This is a genomic window from Paraburkholderia sp. MM5482-R2, from assembly GCF_050436125.1.
Lineage (GTDB): Bacteria > Pseudomonadota > Gammaproteobacteria > Burkholderiales > Burkholderiaceae > Paraburkholderia > Paraburkholderia tuberum.
On record NZ_JBNDLP010000002.1, the window covers coordinates 2,828,802 to 2,843,251 of the forward strand.

The 14,450-nt window shown below is 63.0% G+C and carries 17 protein-coding genes; 6 read left to right on the top strand and 11 right to left on the bottom strand.

Annotated features, from left to right (window positions below; genetic code table 11):
* Nucleotides 1–369: 369 nt before the first annotated feature.
* The 4 genes from OKW37_RS15850 to OKW37_RS15865 are packed head-to-tail and all read left to right on the top strand — an operon-like array spanning nt 370 to nt 3,929.
* Nucleotides 370–1,554, top strand: a complete 1,185-nt coding sequence (locus OKW37_RS15850; protein ID WP_429405424.1) for a conjugal transfer protein TraB — start codon at nt 370–372, stop codon at nt 1,552–1,554.
* A gap of 59 nt (nt 1,555–1,613) precedes the next feature.
* A complete protein-coding gene (locus OKW37_RS15855) occupies nt 1,614–1,817 on the top strand; it encodes a hypothetical protein (RefSeq protein ID WP_429405422.1) in 204 nt (67 codons plus the stop codon).
* Between the two features lie 9 nt (nt 1,818–1,826).
* Nucleotides 1,827–2,699: a hypothetical protein gene (locus tag OKW37_RS15860; RefSeq protein WP_429405420.1), complete on the top strand. Its 873-nt coding sequence runs from the start codon at nt 1,827–1,829 to the stop codon at nt 2,697–2,699.
* 15 nt (nt 2,700–2,714) lie between these two features.
* On the top strand, nt 2,715–3,929 hold the full coding sequence (locus tag OKW37_RS15865) for a hypothetical protein (protein WP_429408387.1): 1,215 nt from the start codon (nt 2,715–2,717) through the stop codon (nt 3,927–3,929).
* Between the two features lie 51 nt (nt 3,930–3,980).
* On the opposite strand, the gene OKW37_RS15870 is transcribed toward OKW37_RS15865, so the two are convergent.
* The 11 genes from OKW37_RS15870 to OKW37_RS15920 all read right to left on the bottom strand — a co-directional run bounded on the left by OKW37_RS15870 (nt 3,981) and on the right by OKW37_RS15920 (nt 12,981).
* A complete protein-coding gene (locus OKW37_RS15870) occupies nt 3,981–4,265 on the bottom strand; it encodes an HU family DNA-binding protein (protein WP_429405418.1) in 285 nt (94 codons plus the stop codon).
* A gap of 257 nt (nt 4,266–4,522) precedes the next feature.
* A complete protein-coding gene (locus OKW37_RS15875) occupies nt 4,523–4,789 on the bottom strand; it encodes a hypothetical protein (protein ID WP_429405416.1) in 267 nt (88 codons plus the stop codon).
* Between the two features lie 83 nt (nt 4,790–4,872).
* Nucleotides 4,873–5,439, bottom strand: coding sequence for a single-stranded DNA-binding protein (locus OKW37_RS15880; protein ID WP_429405414.1), 567 nt, complete (start codon nt 5,437–5,439; stop codon nt 4,873–4,875).
* A 131-nt stretch (nt 5,440–5,570) separates the two neighbouring features.
* On the bottom strand, nt 5,571–5,981 hold the full coding sequence (locus OKW37_RS15885; protein WP_429405412.1) for a hypothetical protein: 411 nt from the start codon (nt 5,979–5,981) through the stop codon (nt 5,571–5,573).
* A gap of 94 nt (nt 5,982–6,075) precedes the next feature.
* Nucleotides 6,076–7,137, bottom strand: coding sequence for a PFL_4669 family integrating conjugative element protein (locus OKW37_RS15890; protein WP_429405410.1), 1,062 nt, complete (start codon nt 7,135–7,137; stop codon nt 6,076–6,078).
* Between the two features lie 170 nt (nt 7,138–7,307).
* A complete protein-coding gene (locus tag OKW37_RS15895) occupies nt 7,308–8,897 on the bottom strand; it encodes a hypothetical protein (protein WP_429405408.1) in 1,590 nt (529 codons plus the stop codon).
* A complete protein-coding gene (locus OKW37_RS15900) occupies nt 8,894–9,385 on the bottom strand; it encodes a hypothetical protein (protein WP_429405406.1) in 492 nt (163 codons plus the stop codon). The genes OKW37_RS15895 and OKW37_RS15900 overlap by 4 nt, the downstream gene beginning before the upstream one ends.
* Complete coding sequence (locus OKW37_RS15905) at nt 9,366–10,025, bottom strand: hypothetical protein (protein WP_429405404.1); 660 nt, start codon at nt 10,023–10,025, stop codon at nt 9,366–9,368. Before OKW37_RS15905 ends, OKW37_RS15900 begins: the two co-directional genes overlap by 20 nt.
* Nucleotides 10,025–11,779: a chromosome partitioning protein ParB gene (locus tag OKW37_RS15910; RefSeq protein WP_429405402.1), complete on the bottom strand. Its 1,755-nt coding sequence runs from the start codon at nt 11,777–11,779 to the stop codon at nt 10,025–10,027. Before OKW37_RS15910 ends, OKW37_RS15905 begins: the two co-directional genes overlap by 1 nt.
* Nucleotides 11,776–12,654: a ParA family protein gene (locus OKW37_RS15915; protein ID WP_429405400.1), complete on the bottom strand. Its 879-nt coding sequence runs from the start codon at nt 12,652–12,654 to the stop codon at nt 11,776–11,778. The genes OKW37_RS15910 and OKW37_RS15915 overlap by 4 nt, the downstream gene beginning before the upstream one ends.
* Nucleotides 12,655–12,720: 66 nt before the next feature.
* Nucleotides 12,721–12,981 carry a DNA-binding protein gene (locus OKW37_RS15920; protein ID WP_429405398.1) on the bottom strand — a complete coding sequence of 87 codons (261 nt, stop codon included), beginning with the start codon at nt 12,979–12,981 and terminating at the stop codon, nt 12,721–12,723.
* Between the two features lie 133 nt (nt 12,982–13,114).
* Here OKW37_RS15920 and OKW37_RS15925 point away from each other — a divergent pair, with 133 nt between their 5' ends.
* Nucleotides 13,115–13,561 (top strand): helix-turn-helix domain-containing protein, encoded by a 447-nt coding sequence (locus tag OKW37_RS15925; protein ID WP_429405396.1) that lies wholly within the window; start codon nt 13,115–13,117, stop codon nt 13,559–13,561.
* 126 nt (nt 13,562–13,687) lie between these two features.
* Entirely contained in the window at nt 13,688–13,894 is a 207-nt protein-coding gene (locus tag OKW37_RS15930; protein WP_429509871.1) for a hypothetical protein, read from the top strand.
* Nucleotides 13,895–14,450: the final 556 nt, after the last annotated feature.

Consider the following 14,450-nt stretch of genomic DNA (forward strand, 5'->3'; position numbering starts at 1 on the left):
GCAATGGCTGATGACACGACGCCGGCATCCGGCGATCGAATGACCGCCCGGTGGAGCTGCCGTCTGAACGTCCTCGCGACGCGTCGGGCGAAGGTCGCCTTCTGGCCGACAGTTCTCTCTGCGTTCCCCGCTATTCCGCGAATAACTTTTTGTGTTGGTGTCTTTTCTCTCGACGCTGATCTCTCGACGTAGCGCGAACGAAAAAGCTGTCCTATGCTCGACAGTGCAGCGCGCGCATCACTGAGAAAGCCCGGCCGGCATCGACCGTGCCGCTAACTTCTGCCTCCCTCTGGACCCATGTTTGCGCTGCCTCCACTTCTTCCATCGACGCGGCCTCCTGTCCAGTCTATCCCACGCAGCCTCGCATGCGTGGCGTTGATCGCAACCGGCGCACTCGTGGCGCTGGCCACATGGTACCCGGGGCACTGGCAGGTGCTCCTACTGCTCCTGCCCGCCGTATGGTCGCGCGTGCGTGGACGTACCTCGGCACTCGCGATCTGGATCGGCTATTACCTTGCTGGCGCACGGGATATTCCCGTCGTGAGCATGCGCTTCTTTTCCGGCTATGGAGATCTGACGCGCCCCGAAGCGTTGATGCTCGGCTTCTCGTTCTGGATCGCGCAGGCGTGCGTGCTGGCGACACCGTGGGCCGTGCTCAAACCCGAGTCGGACGCGAGCGCCGCACGCCACGCCTTGTGCGCCGCCGTCGCGACGGTGCTCGTGACCGTACCACCACTTGGGATCATTGGGTGGTTATCGCCGGCATATGTCACCAGCACCCTGTTTCCCGGTTGGAAGGCGCCAGGCCTGGCGCTCGGCATAACCGCCACCGCGTGCGCGGCCTCCGTCTCACGCGGTCGCTTCGCCCGACAGGTTGCAACGCTGCTGGCGGTCCTATCCCTTCTCGCGCGAAGTGTGGCGAGCGCGCCAGTTGTACCGTCCCGGTGGACAGCACTCGACACACGCCTCGGCCGGTTCGATCAGTCCAGCTATGCGTCGCTCTATGCCCGGACGCAACAGGTCCAGACCATCGCACAGCGTGCGTTCAGCGAAGGCGCCACCGTTGTTGTCCTTCCGGAGGAAATCGTGGGGCTGTGGCGCCCGGCGATGGGCTACTGGTGGCGTGACGATATCCAGGCATTCGCCGCGGCTAAGCGAACATTGATCGTCGGCATGGACCTGACCGCGTCCCGCACGCCGTTCCGGTACACCGACAGCGCTGTCATCGTCGGCGCGGACCACGGCCGCTTGGATAGTCGCCAGCCGGTGCCGGCGGCGCTGTGGCGCCCCGGTGCGGCCGTCAGCGCGATCCGCGGGAGTCTCAGCCAGCCATACGTCATGGTTGCAGGCAAGAGCGTGGCCTTCTCGATCTGCTATGAAGACCTATTGTGGTGGCTGCACTGGCGCATCCTGCTGCATTCGCCCGATGTGCTCGTCAGCCTGTCCAACAGCTGGTTCGATTCGGACCTCGCGCTCGCACACATCCAGCGCCAGGGTGTCGCCGCGATCGCCCGACTGTCCGGTGTGCCATTGCTGCGTGCGGTGAACCGGTAGCCGCCGTTGGCGCGGGCAGGCGTGGGATAATCCGCCAGGTTCCCGCTCCTGCTGTCCTGATGCTGAAAGCCGACCGAAGACGAAAGCGCCTCGTTTGCCCGCCGATCGGTGCGCTGATGCGCTACCGGGACAGGATGGTGCGCGTGGTTGCCGAGGCGAGCGGCCAGCGCGCCGTTATCGAGTCCATCCTTGAAGACGGACGCCCGTTGAGGAGAGTAGTGAAGTGGCATAACCTTGTGAGTCCTGGCGACCAGCTCTTCTGAGTCCGACCCATGCAACTCGATATTTTTGACGACAGCCGTGATGTGATGCTGCGCAACGATGTCCTGTCGGCATTGCAACACCACGATGCCTCCGGCGCCCGCCGTGCGCTGCGGATCCTCGGGCATGAATATCCGGACGATGCGGCATTCGTGGCGCTTGACACGCTCGTGACCGCCCTCGAAGCACGTTGCAGCCTACCCTTCGCGAACCATGACGCCGCGCTTGGCACGCGGGAGACGCTACTGACCCGCGTCCGACCCTCGGCGAACCAACTGATGGGCGAACGGGCTGCCATCGCCTGGCTTGCGCCGTTCTGGAACGAACTCGCGCAATGCGCTGCGAGTCTGGCGTTCCGTGCGGCCCAGCCCGATGCACACAGCGCCGCGCTCTACCTGCATACGGGCGACTGGAAAGCCGCTGAAGCCGCCGTCATGCGCATCGAATCCTGGCGACGCATTCCCGCACCGCTGATGTGGATGGCCGAATGCCGATACCGGCTCGATGGTCTCGAGGCCCCCTGGCCGCTTCTGGCCGAACTCGCATGGCTTGCTCCCACCCGTTTCGATGGCCTGCTGCGCCATCTCGAGGGCAGTTCGCTGGATACGCTGCGCAGGACATTCGATGCGTCCTTTGAAGGAAGCGGCGATGTCGCCGACCTCGCGTGGTTTCCCGCCTGGGCGCTGATTCAGAAAACCGGACTAGCGCCGCTGCTGAAGCAGGCGCAATCCTGCCATGACACCGAGCCCGAACGGGCAGCAAGACTCGTGCTTCGGCTGCTCGCGCTTGAGCGCGAAGGCCGTCACCACGAACTGATGGAGAGCCGCCGCGATCTGCGTGATCTCCACGATGCGCTCTACCGGCACTACATGAAAACGCGCTGAACGTTGAAAACCGGAATGTCACACACGAGCTCACATCGATGGACCTTCGCCGCCCGTTTCCGGCGTAACGCCTTCGGCTGGAAATCAGCGCTGCCGATCCAGCGGCTGAAGGAAGCGGTCGTCGAGATCCGGCAGGTGGCGCGCTCCGATGCCGTCCTTGCCGCCGAAGGCGCAGTGCTCCTGCTCGAAAAACTGTCTCCGGCACTGGAGCAGGTCGACAGTTCGTCCGGCGCGATGGGCACCGCAGTCAATCGGGCCATCGATGCACTGGCTCCCCTAATTGCCGCAGCCACCGTTGACGCCTCAATCAGACAGGCGTGGTTGGAACGTCTCTTTGAGGCGTTGCAGGAAGACCAGATGCCGTATATCGAACGCCTCGCCGATGTGTGGGGAGAACTTGCTGTGACGCCGGATATGGCATCCGCATGGGCGGACAGGCTGCTGCCCATCACGGCGCATGTGATCGGCCCCGACGGCCAGGGTGGATTTTTTGTCGGGACTACCGCGTGCATGAGTGCGCTTTACGTCGCGCACCGATTCGACGAACTGCTCGCACTGGTCGACTCGGCGCGCATGACATGGTGGGGGTACCGGCAATGGGGTGTAAAGGCGCTCGTGGCACTCGGCCGGCCCGAAGAGGCGCTGCGTTACGCCGAGCAGTCTCGTGACGCCCATACGCCGGAAAGTGCGATCGCCCTCGCCTGCGAGACGATCCTGCTCGCCCGCGGCATGACGGACGAGGCCTACCGGCGGTATGCGATCGCGGCTAACCGCTCAGGGACGTACCTCGCGACCTTCCGTGCGATCGCGAGGAAGTATCCCGGGCGATCGCAGGCAGCAATCCTGCAAGACCTGATTGAAAGCGAGCCGGGCTCGGAAGGCAAATGGTTTGCGTCCGCGAAGGACGCGGGACTCTTCGATCTCGCGACGTCGCTCATCCAGACCAGCCCGACCGATCCACGCACCCTGATTCGGGCAGCACGGGAGTTCGTGCAGCGGCAACCCGCGTTCGCGATGACCTGCGGCATGGCCGCACTGCGCTGGGTCGACGCCGGCGCCGGATACGAGATCACGGCGGCAGATGTGCTCGATGCCTATGCGGCGCTCACCGACGCAGCCTGCGTGAGCGGCGCTTCCCGCGATGCTCTCAACGCGCGGCTTCGGGAACAGTTCGAGCCGGGTGCAACCTCCGCATTCGTCGGCAACGTGCTCGCGCCGCATCTCAGGTAGCAGCACCCGGCGAAGCAACCGCCGTCCACGTCTCGGTATGGGATAACGCTCCTACCGCTCGCCGCCGTTGACCGCGTCCTTGAACCCCTTGCCTGCGGTGAACTTCACCGTTTTCGCGGCAGCGATGCTGATCTCCTCACCGGTCGCCGGATTGCGGCCCGTGCGCCCCGCACGCTTGCCCTGACTGAACGAGCCAAATCCGATTAGTTGCACGGTCTCACCCTTGACCACCGCCTCCGTAATCGCGCCGATGAAAGCATCGATGGACTCGCCGGCGATGGCCTTGCTCGAGCCCGTTGCTGACGCGATGGCATCGATCAGTTCCTGCTTGTTCATGAATTCTCCTTCTGTCAATACAAAAATAAGACGGCAAAATATGGCATGGTCGGCTACGCGGACGGCCACTACAGCAAACGAATCCGCGTACCGTACCGCGAAGACAGCTGACCGCACAAGCCCTCTCTCGCCGATTCGACGGGCTCGACATGGCAAGCCAATAGCCGCAGCGTCGCATATGGACGGTCACGGCCGTGTGCCTCAACGCGGCAATCTCCGGAGTGAAAGACATCGATCCAGCGATGACACAAGCACCCTCAGCCTCCTGTCTCGCGGTCGGCGCGTTCATCAACTACCAGACAGGCGCGCTCGAGTAATTCGCCATGGGGGTGGCGGATCTCGACAGTGACCAGCGCAAAGCAACCCGCGCTGCAGCGGCCCTCGCGCGAGACCTGGACGATCCATCTGTGAAACCGCGCAACGTACTGCCCGTGGCGCGCTAGCGCTATGCCCTCATACACCAGCGCCCGCAACATCCGCAGTTCCTCAACGTTCGGCATGGCCGGCGAACTGACGTCCATCATTTTCGTGTCCTCCGCCGGACTCCAGCGTAGAAGTCATGCACGCCGAACGGTGCGCTCGCGCATGACATCGACGAAGGTGCAAGCTATTCGGCCGTGGCTCGCGCCGCCCGACGCGAACGCCGGCCTGCAGGCTGGACGGGGGTAGCCGCATCGGAGTCTGCGTGATCCGGCGGCGTTCCTGGTTCCTCGCCCGTGGACTCTTCCGCTTCGCCATCGGCCGGACCGGCTGGCTCGCCGGCGCCTTCGTCCTGTGCCGGGACATCGGACTCGCGCGTCTGGCGCGGGCGGTACACCACCTGATCGATGCGCACGAGATTCAGCGAAATCGACTCCGCGTCGATATGCGCGCCAGCGTCCGCCTCATTGTCACGATTGATCCAGGGGCTGACGTAGAAGTCTCCTCTCACGACGACGCTCGCGCCGGTGCGGATGTGCTGCAAGACGCGATCGGTAAGGCGCTCGTTCCAGATGGTCACGTCAACGGGATATGTTCGTCCCTCGCGCTGCTCCAGCGTGCCGTCCTCGAGCCGCCGGTAACTGGCGGACATGACGCGCAGCTCGACAATGCGCCGCGCACCGCTGGCAGTATTGACCTGTTTCATCGTCGGCGACGCCAGCACGTTGCCGACCAGTTCTGCGTAGATGCCCACTGAGGACTCCGTTCATCAAGGGATTACCCCTGTACATCGAATGCGCTGTCCACTGCCTGCTACTGTGGTTGGCTGCTCTGCGTCAGCCTGATGTCCCTTTGTTCACGCCACGACAAGACGCTGCGGCTGTCTCAGCTGTCACCAGCCCGTCGAAGCTTCACGGTGCCGTGTTCCAGATACATCCTGAGCTGTCTCGCCGCATACCGGAAAACCGACTCCAGTGCGTTGAGCTCCTTGGCACGAACCTGGCACTGCTGCAGATACGTCCGTAGCGGCGCGGGAATGCGATTGAAACAGTCCTTCGCGCGCGGCCACGCGACTGCATGCGGCTCACCGCGGACGAACCAGTCGAGACGATGGCGCGTCGCGCCGCTCGCCAGTGCAATGCGTACGCAGCGCAGCGACACATCGAGCCCGGTGGTCGCGCTCTCCAGCGCCAGCGTCTGCATTTCGGTCACAGTGTCCTCGAGCCAGTGCTCGTACGAACGCAGCAGCACGCGTATCCCGGCGTCGCCCGCGATCCGTGATACAGGTAGCACCATCGCTGGCTCAGGGCTGCCGGCTCCCTTACCCTTAAAGGCCTTTGAACGTCGATCCAGATCCGAAGGTCGGTCAGTCATTGCCGCAGCCCTCGCATCATTGCACCAGAGCGTCTGCTGCAGCTTGCGCGACCGCGTCGTCCCCGGACAGCGGCACACTGTCGAGTAGACGCAGTTCCGCATCCGACAGGCGGCTCACGCGCCGCCGGCTGTGACGTGGCTCACGCGCGCCGGTAAAGACGTCCCGCGGCAATACACCGAGCAGCGCGCGCGCCGCTTCGGCGCGTTGGCGTGCGGCAGCATCCGCATTCGGCAGGAAGTCGAGGCGCGAAAGCGGCAGCAGTTCGGCGCGCGTGAGCACGCGCTGGCAGTGCACTGCGAAATGGAAGACGGACAGGCACCGGTGCTTGGCCGAGCCGATGCGCCGGAAGCCGTCGGTCGACGACATCAGGTCGCGCAACACCGCGGAACGCACGAGGCGCACAAGATAGTCGAGCTCGACGAGCAGCATGACGATCATGTAACCGTACGGCGAACCAAACTCGAGCGAGACGTGCGCAGGTTCACGCGATTGCAGCACCGAATATTCGAGGCCTTTTTCGCGCGCGGCGTCCAGCAACTGGCGAGCATGCTGCTGCTCGAGCTCGTTCGCGCGCCGAATACCGCCGATGCGATCCGCGATCTCAATGAGCTTACAGTCCGCGTACGGATTGTCGTTGCCCGACAGCGCCCACAGCGCGCGCAGGGACGCGGCCACGCGGCGGCCGCCTGCCATCGGATGCCCCTGCTCGCCGGGCGCGATCGATCGACCAAGAAAAAGCCGCATCGCATCCCGAGTATGAAGCCGCATTCGGTCCACACCGTCGCTGCCGAGCTGGCCAATTCGGCTGATGGCCTGTGCCTCGTGCGGGCGTACCAGCGGATCGCTGCCCTGTCGCAACGCGTGTGCCTCGCGCATGTGATTCAGCGCTTCCTCGCGTTCGAGAAACAGCTGATAACGCCCGAACAGCGGATCAGCCGGATCAGGATCGCCCTCGGCAACGAGGTGCGCGAGGGTCACTCGCTCTGCGTCGAGGTCGTAGCCATCGGCAAACGGCGACGACGCAGAGCGTGCGAAGGCGTCAACAGAAGGATCGATAGCGCTGGGCAATGGGTCCATGTCAGGCTCCTCAAAAACAGACTTGCGGTGACAACTAACGGCGTGCTCGTCGTGTTACCCGGGGTAACACGCGCGCAATTCGCGGGCGACCGCTACGCCGGGCAACAGCGGCGCACAATGGCAAGCACGAGCTGGCATGCGGGTGTGCTCGGCAAGCGTGACGAATTCGGTCACGCATGGGTGCCTGCCTGACTGTCCAACACACCCGTCGATCGACGCGTCGGCTGATGTACCGTCCGTGCGCGTAGTGCTTCGCGGATCGCCGCCAGATGCCGGCAGGCGGTCTCGCGCGTCGACGCCGGCAAGTCGCCGGGGTCGTGGGGGCTTGGCGAAGCCGCATTCGCACCCTCCCGCTGCGTTGCCCGCTTCCGTGCCGCGCGTTCGAGATGCGCCCTGGTGGCGATAAAGTCTCCCGCGAGATAGCGGCGCACGAGACCTGCGATGTACGCGATGGGCAGTTGCACCGGCTGGTGGCGGTGACCTGCCGCCATCTCGTCCAGCAGCGTCTGCCGGTCCGCAGCAGGAATCCGCGCGAGCTGCGAGGCGATCAGTGCCCGGTCATGCTCGACAACCATCGCTGGCCAGGCGAGCGCACCGACGTCATCCGTGGCGAGCAGTAGCGAGAAAGGACAATCGATCCCCACTACAACCGGATTCGGCCGCTCGCCTACTGAGATCGCCGGGCCGCAGGTGGTTGTAGTCTGGTATGTAATCCTTCCGTATACGCGCGCGTCTGCAACGCACGTTTCCCACCATCGGTAATGGACCAAACCCGCCGACCGCAGGGGCGTCACGGGCACATTGAAATTCAGTCGGACACTTCCGGTTGGCGACTTCGGGGGTTCTGTCGTCCGCGCGTACAGCTGCGGTGCGCGAACTGCAATGCCGCCCGGACAGCTGTTACCCGGGGTAACAACTGGCGGTGTCGAAGCAGCGGCACGCTCGTCTTCTTCGCACAGACTCTGCGCGAGCAGGCGCTTGCGTGTCGCGAGCCGTTCGCGCATATCACCGCGCGACACAAGACGTTCAATCTGACGCTTCAGTTCGCCCGCATTGAGTTGGGTAAACACGCGCCGGCCGGTGCACTGGCGCGTGAGCTCGCGAATTAGCCCCTGGCGCACGAGTCGCGCTCTCGCGTTGTCAAGCTGGCGCCGGTTCAGGCCGAGCGTGCGCTGCCATTCGCCGGCCGTGAGCGTGAACCAGGTACATTGCCGGTCGGCCTCCCTGCGCTGCAGCTGCACCATGCGTGAGAGGAGTAATGCCGCGTTCACGTTACCGACAAGGTCGACAAAAATACGCCGGTACGCAACAGCCGGCCCGAGCAGGGCGTCACCCGCGAACGGGTCCCTCCGCATCGATTCGATTGACGACGGGAGCTGCGCGACCATTTGGCAAGTGAATTGAACCGCATTAGAGATTGCTTCTACTTCCAGCCGGTAATGCATACGCGCGGGTTGGCCACCGCGCCATTCCGTTAGCAGTTTCATGCTCCGCAGGCGTCGCCGCGCATTTTCCTGCTCCTCGCGCGACAGTCCCGTCTCCAGCAGCCAGTGTTCGCGCGTCTTGTGGACCCACCCGCCGTTGGCGTCCACATCACGCCCGCGGCGGGTCCAGTACACGAGCTGCGATAGCAGGAGCGCCTGCTTCGGATGTCCGGTGATGCGGGCGAGCCGTGTTCCGAAAGCAATGGGCCGGTAAGGCCTCAGAATCGCCCACATCGCCTCGAACTCAGTGATATAGGGATGGCATCCGGGCATCATGATTCAACCTCCTCTAGCTGTTCGGGCTGGTCCGGATGGCTCGGATGCACGGGCGGCCAGACGATATGCGCCGTTCGTTCCTCCGCCTTGCGCTGAAGTAGCGCGACGACGGCCGGCCACAGGACGCGGAACTCTTCCGCCTCGAGCGTCTTTCGCCGTCTATGCGCGATCAGACCTTTCGATCGGAGTAGCCGCCGCGCGGCGCGCTGCTGTGGCTCAGTGAGCGCAAGTCTTCGTTCGAAGTCTTCGGGCGCGACCCGAAGCCAGGCATGTTGGCACCCTGTATCGCTTTCAAGCGTCGACAGTTCGGTGAGCATTGCGGCCGCAGCGAGGTCGCCGCAAATCTCGACGAAACAGCGGTCGATCGTGATCGGAACATCGAGCATCGAGAGAACCATTTCGGCCTCAGCAGGCGGCAGTCCGGGCGAATCGTCCCAGGTCTTGCCGGGTAGCAGATTGCCATCCGGATCAAGTCGCATGTCGTACATAGTGAAGCTCCTGATGGGAAGAAGATGGGCGGCATGCTCCCGTGTCCGCGTTTAGTGCCGCGAAAAGCGTGGCGAGTGACCATTGGCCATCACATCGTTCATGCAGCGCCAGATAGCGTTCGCGCAAATCGACGATGTCGTTGAGCGCGCACCACGCATCGAACAGTGCGTCCAATTCGGACGGCGAGAGTGCGCGCGGTTTCGTCGGCGCGGTGACACTTAGTTCCGACCGCAATTGCGTGATCGTTGCGCGCGTGGCCGTGCGGAAAAACGAGCGGATCATCGGGATGCTCGCCTGCCTTTCGACGAACGCGCGCAACAGATCCTGATCGCACCACTGCCGCTCGATCAGTTCACAGCGACGCTGCAACGCGCCGGCATCCACGAAGACACGCAATGCACCGGCACCCAATAGATCGCGCGTAAGCGCCGACGAACGAACGTCGCCGAGCACACGCAGAATTTCATCTGGTAATCGGTCTATCCGTGAGGTATCGATCGAACCTGTTTCACATGAAACCTTCCGATCCTCAATGCCTATGACAGCGGGCCGCTTTGTCATGCAAGCGATGGCAATCAGTTCGAGCAGCACGAAACGTTCGAGCGCCTCGTTTTCAAGACGCAGGAAGGCGGTGTCCATCACGGCCCCCCTCGCTGAAGCCGCTCGTCAGCACCGGGTTCGGGCCAGCGCGTCGGCGCAAAACGTTCGGGATAGGCCGCGCGGAAGGCGCGCGCCACGCGAATGAGCTCAGCCCACCACTGACCGATCGGGTGATCCGGGTTGAGCATGACGTCGAACATCACGTCCATGCGGTCAGCGAGTAACGGCTCGCCAACGCTCGCGTCACAGGTGCGGTTCCACGCCTCATCATCGCGAGCCATCTGCGCAAAGAGACTATCGGTCGGCACGCGCGTGAGCCCCGTTGCGGTGTTTTGCCGCGATAGGCAGACCAGCCACCACCAGCCTAGATACCGTGTGAGTGCAGCTTCGTCACGCTGCGCGCCAGCGTCGGGCGAAAAGCGCGGTCTGCTCGATGGTGGCGGCTCGATCATGAAGCCGTACGGAAGCCCGGGCGCATCACGCACGCACCCATCGAGACCACAACTCCGCGCGAAAGCGAACACTGTCTCCCGGAAGATCTCACTCTCCTGTGTCGGCGACGCAGCTTGCGCAACGCGCATCCCATCAGTGTCAACAGCGATCGCTATGGATCCGTCATCCGCTGCCGGTTGCAGGCCATCCGGCGCTGCGCTCTGTTCGCCAAGCCGTTTCTCGATAGCAGTCCCGTTGGGCACAACCCCGCCGGCAGCCTGTGCGGTGCGCGCCTCGCCCCCAGCGCCCTGTGCCGATGAGGCCGATGAACTCCGTGTTGCGGATGCCTTATTCGCGTCCGGAGCAGATGCGACTGATGAGGTTTCACGTCGCGCGACTTGAATGCCACCTACTTCACGCAGCTCATCGGCTGCGGCATCCGGCATGCGCTCGAGCAGATGGCACATCCGATCGAGCGCGCCGCGCGGCACGCCAAGCTCGCTCGCCAGGCGTAGTCGCAGCCCGTCCACCAACTGTGCAGTGTCGAATGGGAAGCTCCTTTCCGTCGCGTGCTGGGCAAAAATGCCGACATCGTCGAAACTGCATCGGGCAGCAATGCCTGTCAGTTGCGGATCGATCACCCGCTCCTGCATCCAATGGTCGTCAAAACCGAGGCGTCGCGCCAGGCGCAAGAGTATGCCGATGCCGGGCTGAATCACATCGACGAGCGCACGGCGGCTCAAATACACCGTGGCCGGTCCGAGTGCCGACAGTCGGTCGACCGCGAACTGGAACAGCGCAAGCAGCACGTGGCTTACGGGTGCTCCCTCTTGTTCGAGCAGCCGCGAAAACTCGCGCAGCGAAAGCGTTTCACCCCGCTCGGCTTCAAGATCCGCCTTGAGCGCGAGATAACCATTGGCCTTGTCCCAGAAGCAAAGATCGGCGCGCTGGTCGTTCTCACGCAGGTGAGCGGCCAGCAGCTTCGGCTCGCCGGGATACGGCACGTAGAAGAAGTCGTAGTAGAGAAAGCGGTCGTCGCGCGTTTCGTCGTAAAGGGCCGTCGCCGCGGTCACGCGTGAATTACCACCCTTCGCCACCATGTAGCTTGTCGCGCCCGGACGGCGGGTCACCGTCACGATCTGCTCGATTCCGTTGGTGCGGATCGACTCCTTGAGCTCCACGATGCGCGCATGCGACGCGCGACGTGGATTGCGTTCATAGGTCATCACGTCGGTGATCTTGAGCCGAATAATCGACGTAAGCTGCGGATCGGGCGTGCGCACGGCCGGCGACGGCACGTCCAGGCGCTGCGCGGCGAAACGCTCACGATCTGCGCTGACCGGCTCTCCCGGCACGCTCATGCGACTGCTCCCTGTCCGCTGTCGACAGGCACCGCACAGTCGACCGCGGGCTGCGGAGACCCCGCATAGACGTTCGCGAGCGAAGGGAACAGTTCCCACGCGAGGCGATGCATGACGTTCCAGGCCGAATTGTCGAACCGCCGGCGGCGATCAAAGTCGTGGACGGGAACGCGCGCCGTCGCAGCTGCCGCATAGGCGGCGGCAGACGGAATGACCGTTCCGAGCACCCTCACCTTCGGATGGCCTGTGAACCGCTCTCGCAATACAGCTGCAAGTGCCCGCGCATTGGTGGTGCGTTCATGCGCATTGATCAGTGTCAGCAAGTCGCCGGAACGGAATGATTCACCGAAGTCGGCAAGCCGATTCAGCTCGTTGAGCATGGCAATCGTACCGGTGGCGAACTCGCCAGCGCTCAGCGCATCGGGCTTGACGGGCGACACCATCATGTCGGCCGCCATCGCTGCGGACTTCTGCAGTTCGCCGACCGCGCCTTGCGTGTCGATCAGCACTACGTCATAAGGCTCGATGAGCGGGCTGCGCATCGCCCGGCGCAGGATCATCAGGCGATCCTCACGGCGATTGAGCCACACCTGCAGTGCTGCATCCGGCGTATCGGAATAGACCAGATCGAGATTCGAGAAAATCGTGCGACTGATGCAGTCGGCCGACGGATTGCCGCCTGAAGTCACGACGGCAGTCAGACCTCGCGATGAACGGTAATGGACGGGAAAGAACTTGCTTAGACTCGGCTGGACATCGGCATCAATCGCGAGAACCTTCAGGCCGAAGGCTGCGAGCAGGCCGCCAAGGTTGGCGGCAACGGTCGTCTTACCGACGCCGCCTTTGGTGGAGACGAAGGAGATAACTACTGGCACGTTGCGATACCCAGGACAGCATCATCGCTTGAGCGGAATTCAATGAATAGAACAGCTGTGACGTAACTACGTCGCGTCGAGCGACGGTCCATGTGGACCACGAGCAGCGTCCTCAGTGGCGCCCCCCGCTGCGTCGGTCTTCCCATAGTGCGTCAATTGCGCGGCGATCCACTTTTCATACTCGTCGATGGGGAATAGACGACGGCGTCCCACACGGATCGACGGTGGCATCGGCAGCGCGAGCGTCAGTCGGTTGCGTGCGGTAGCAGGCGCGATATGCAGTTCGCGCGCAATCTCTTCCAGCGTGTAGAACCGCCTACTCGCCACGTTTCCTCCACGACGCTTTGAAGCATCACAAATCCACAAACAGCTCTTTGAGTCCAGGCACGTCCAAGCTTGTCTATTACTCGAACGTGCCTATAATCGAGGTACGAAATTACTCTAGGAAGGCGAGACAGACATGTCAAGCACCGCGGATCACGGGGACTATCATCGGCGCGTTGCGCAGGTGCGCCAGCACCTTGACCTGTCGCAAGAAAAGATGGCTCGGCAGCTCGGGCTGTCGCTGCGCGCCTATGCGAATTACGAGCGCGGCGAGCGTGCGGTACCGGTCGAATTGCTGCGCGCATTGTACGAGCAGTTTTCCGTGGATCCAGTGTGGCTGCTGACAGGCGGCGGGCATATGCTTCTCGATCGCGACGTGCGGTATCGACTTGAGCAGAAAACGTTGGACAACGTGATGGAAGCCATCGGCCGGATTGAGCAACGTCTTCCGGTGCCCCTCGATGCCAAGAAGAAAGCGCGGCTCATCGGGCTTCTCTACGAGCAGTGTCAGCTTCTGGGCGAGAGCGCCGACGACGTCCTCAAGGATTCGCGGATTGGTCGCCTGACGCGGCTGTCTCGCTAACGTCGACAACGCATAAAAATGTTGAACAGCGAGCAACAGTTGTCCACCAGGATTAATCTTCCGACTTACAGGTTTGCCGCACGCGGCTGTATCGGCAACACCGTGCATTCGTCGTGGAGATCGGTCATGGCGCGACTGGAAGAACTGCAGGAAGAACTCGAGCGGCTGGGCAGGGAGATAGAAGAAGAGACCCTGCGCATGCGTGGTAACCGTTCGCGCACGTCTGCGCCCTGCGACGAATCCCCCGTTAGTATCCAGCTCACCATTCCTCGAGACGTAAGTCGGATGCAAATCAGCATCTCGATGGAGCACTCCGACAGCCCCGTCCAGTGATTTATGCATTGCTGTCCGCGCCCTCGCCTGCCGGATATGCGGTCCGACAGCATCACCGTCTCGGCTTCATTCTTCGTCACCGCAGTCTGACAGTCCCGTCCGATCGCCGGTCGACGTCGAGTCTGTGCCGCAGAGTTTCTACCGCCGCCCGCGTGCATTTATCGTCGGCCGTCGCAGCAAGAACCGCGTGCCAAAAAAATGCCCGAATCATGGAATCCTGGCTTGATTCGTCGTATCCCTACCGCGGCTTGTTCTCGCGCCTGAAGTGCGAAGAGACTTCCAGACGCATTGGTTGAGCCACGCTGAACCAAATTTCTGGCGGTACGCATGGTCAACTTTTCGTCGTCTGCGCTTGCCCTAGGGTGGTGATGCTCTCGCGCCTAAACCGCTCTAATTCCAACGCGTCGGAAAACCGATGTGCATGCTGCTGCTACCGAGAACGCAACGTTGTGCAAATTTGGGCAACACGGCACCGCATCAAGGATCGTTTCGTAAGATCAAAGTCATCGTTTGCGCTTCGCCGCCGGCTTGCGTTTTGCACCGACAGCCCGGCGCA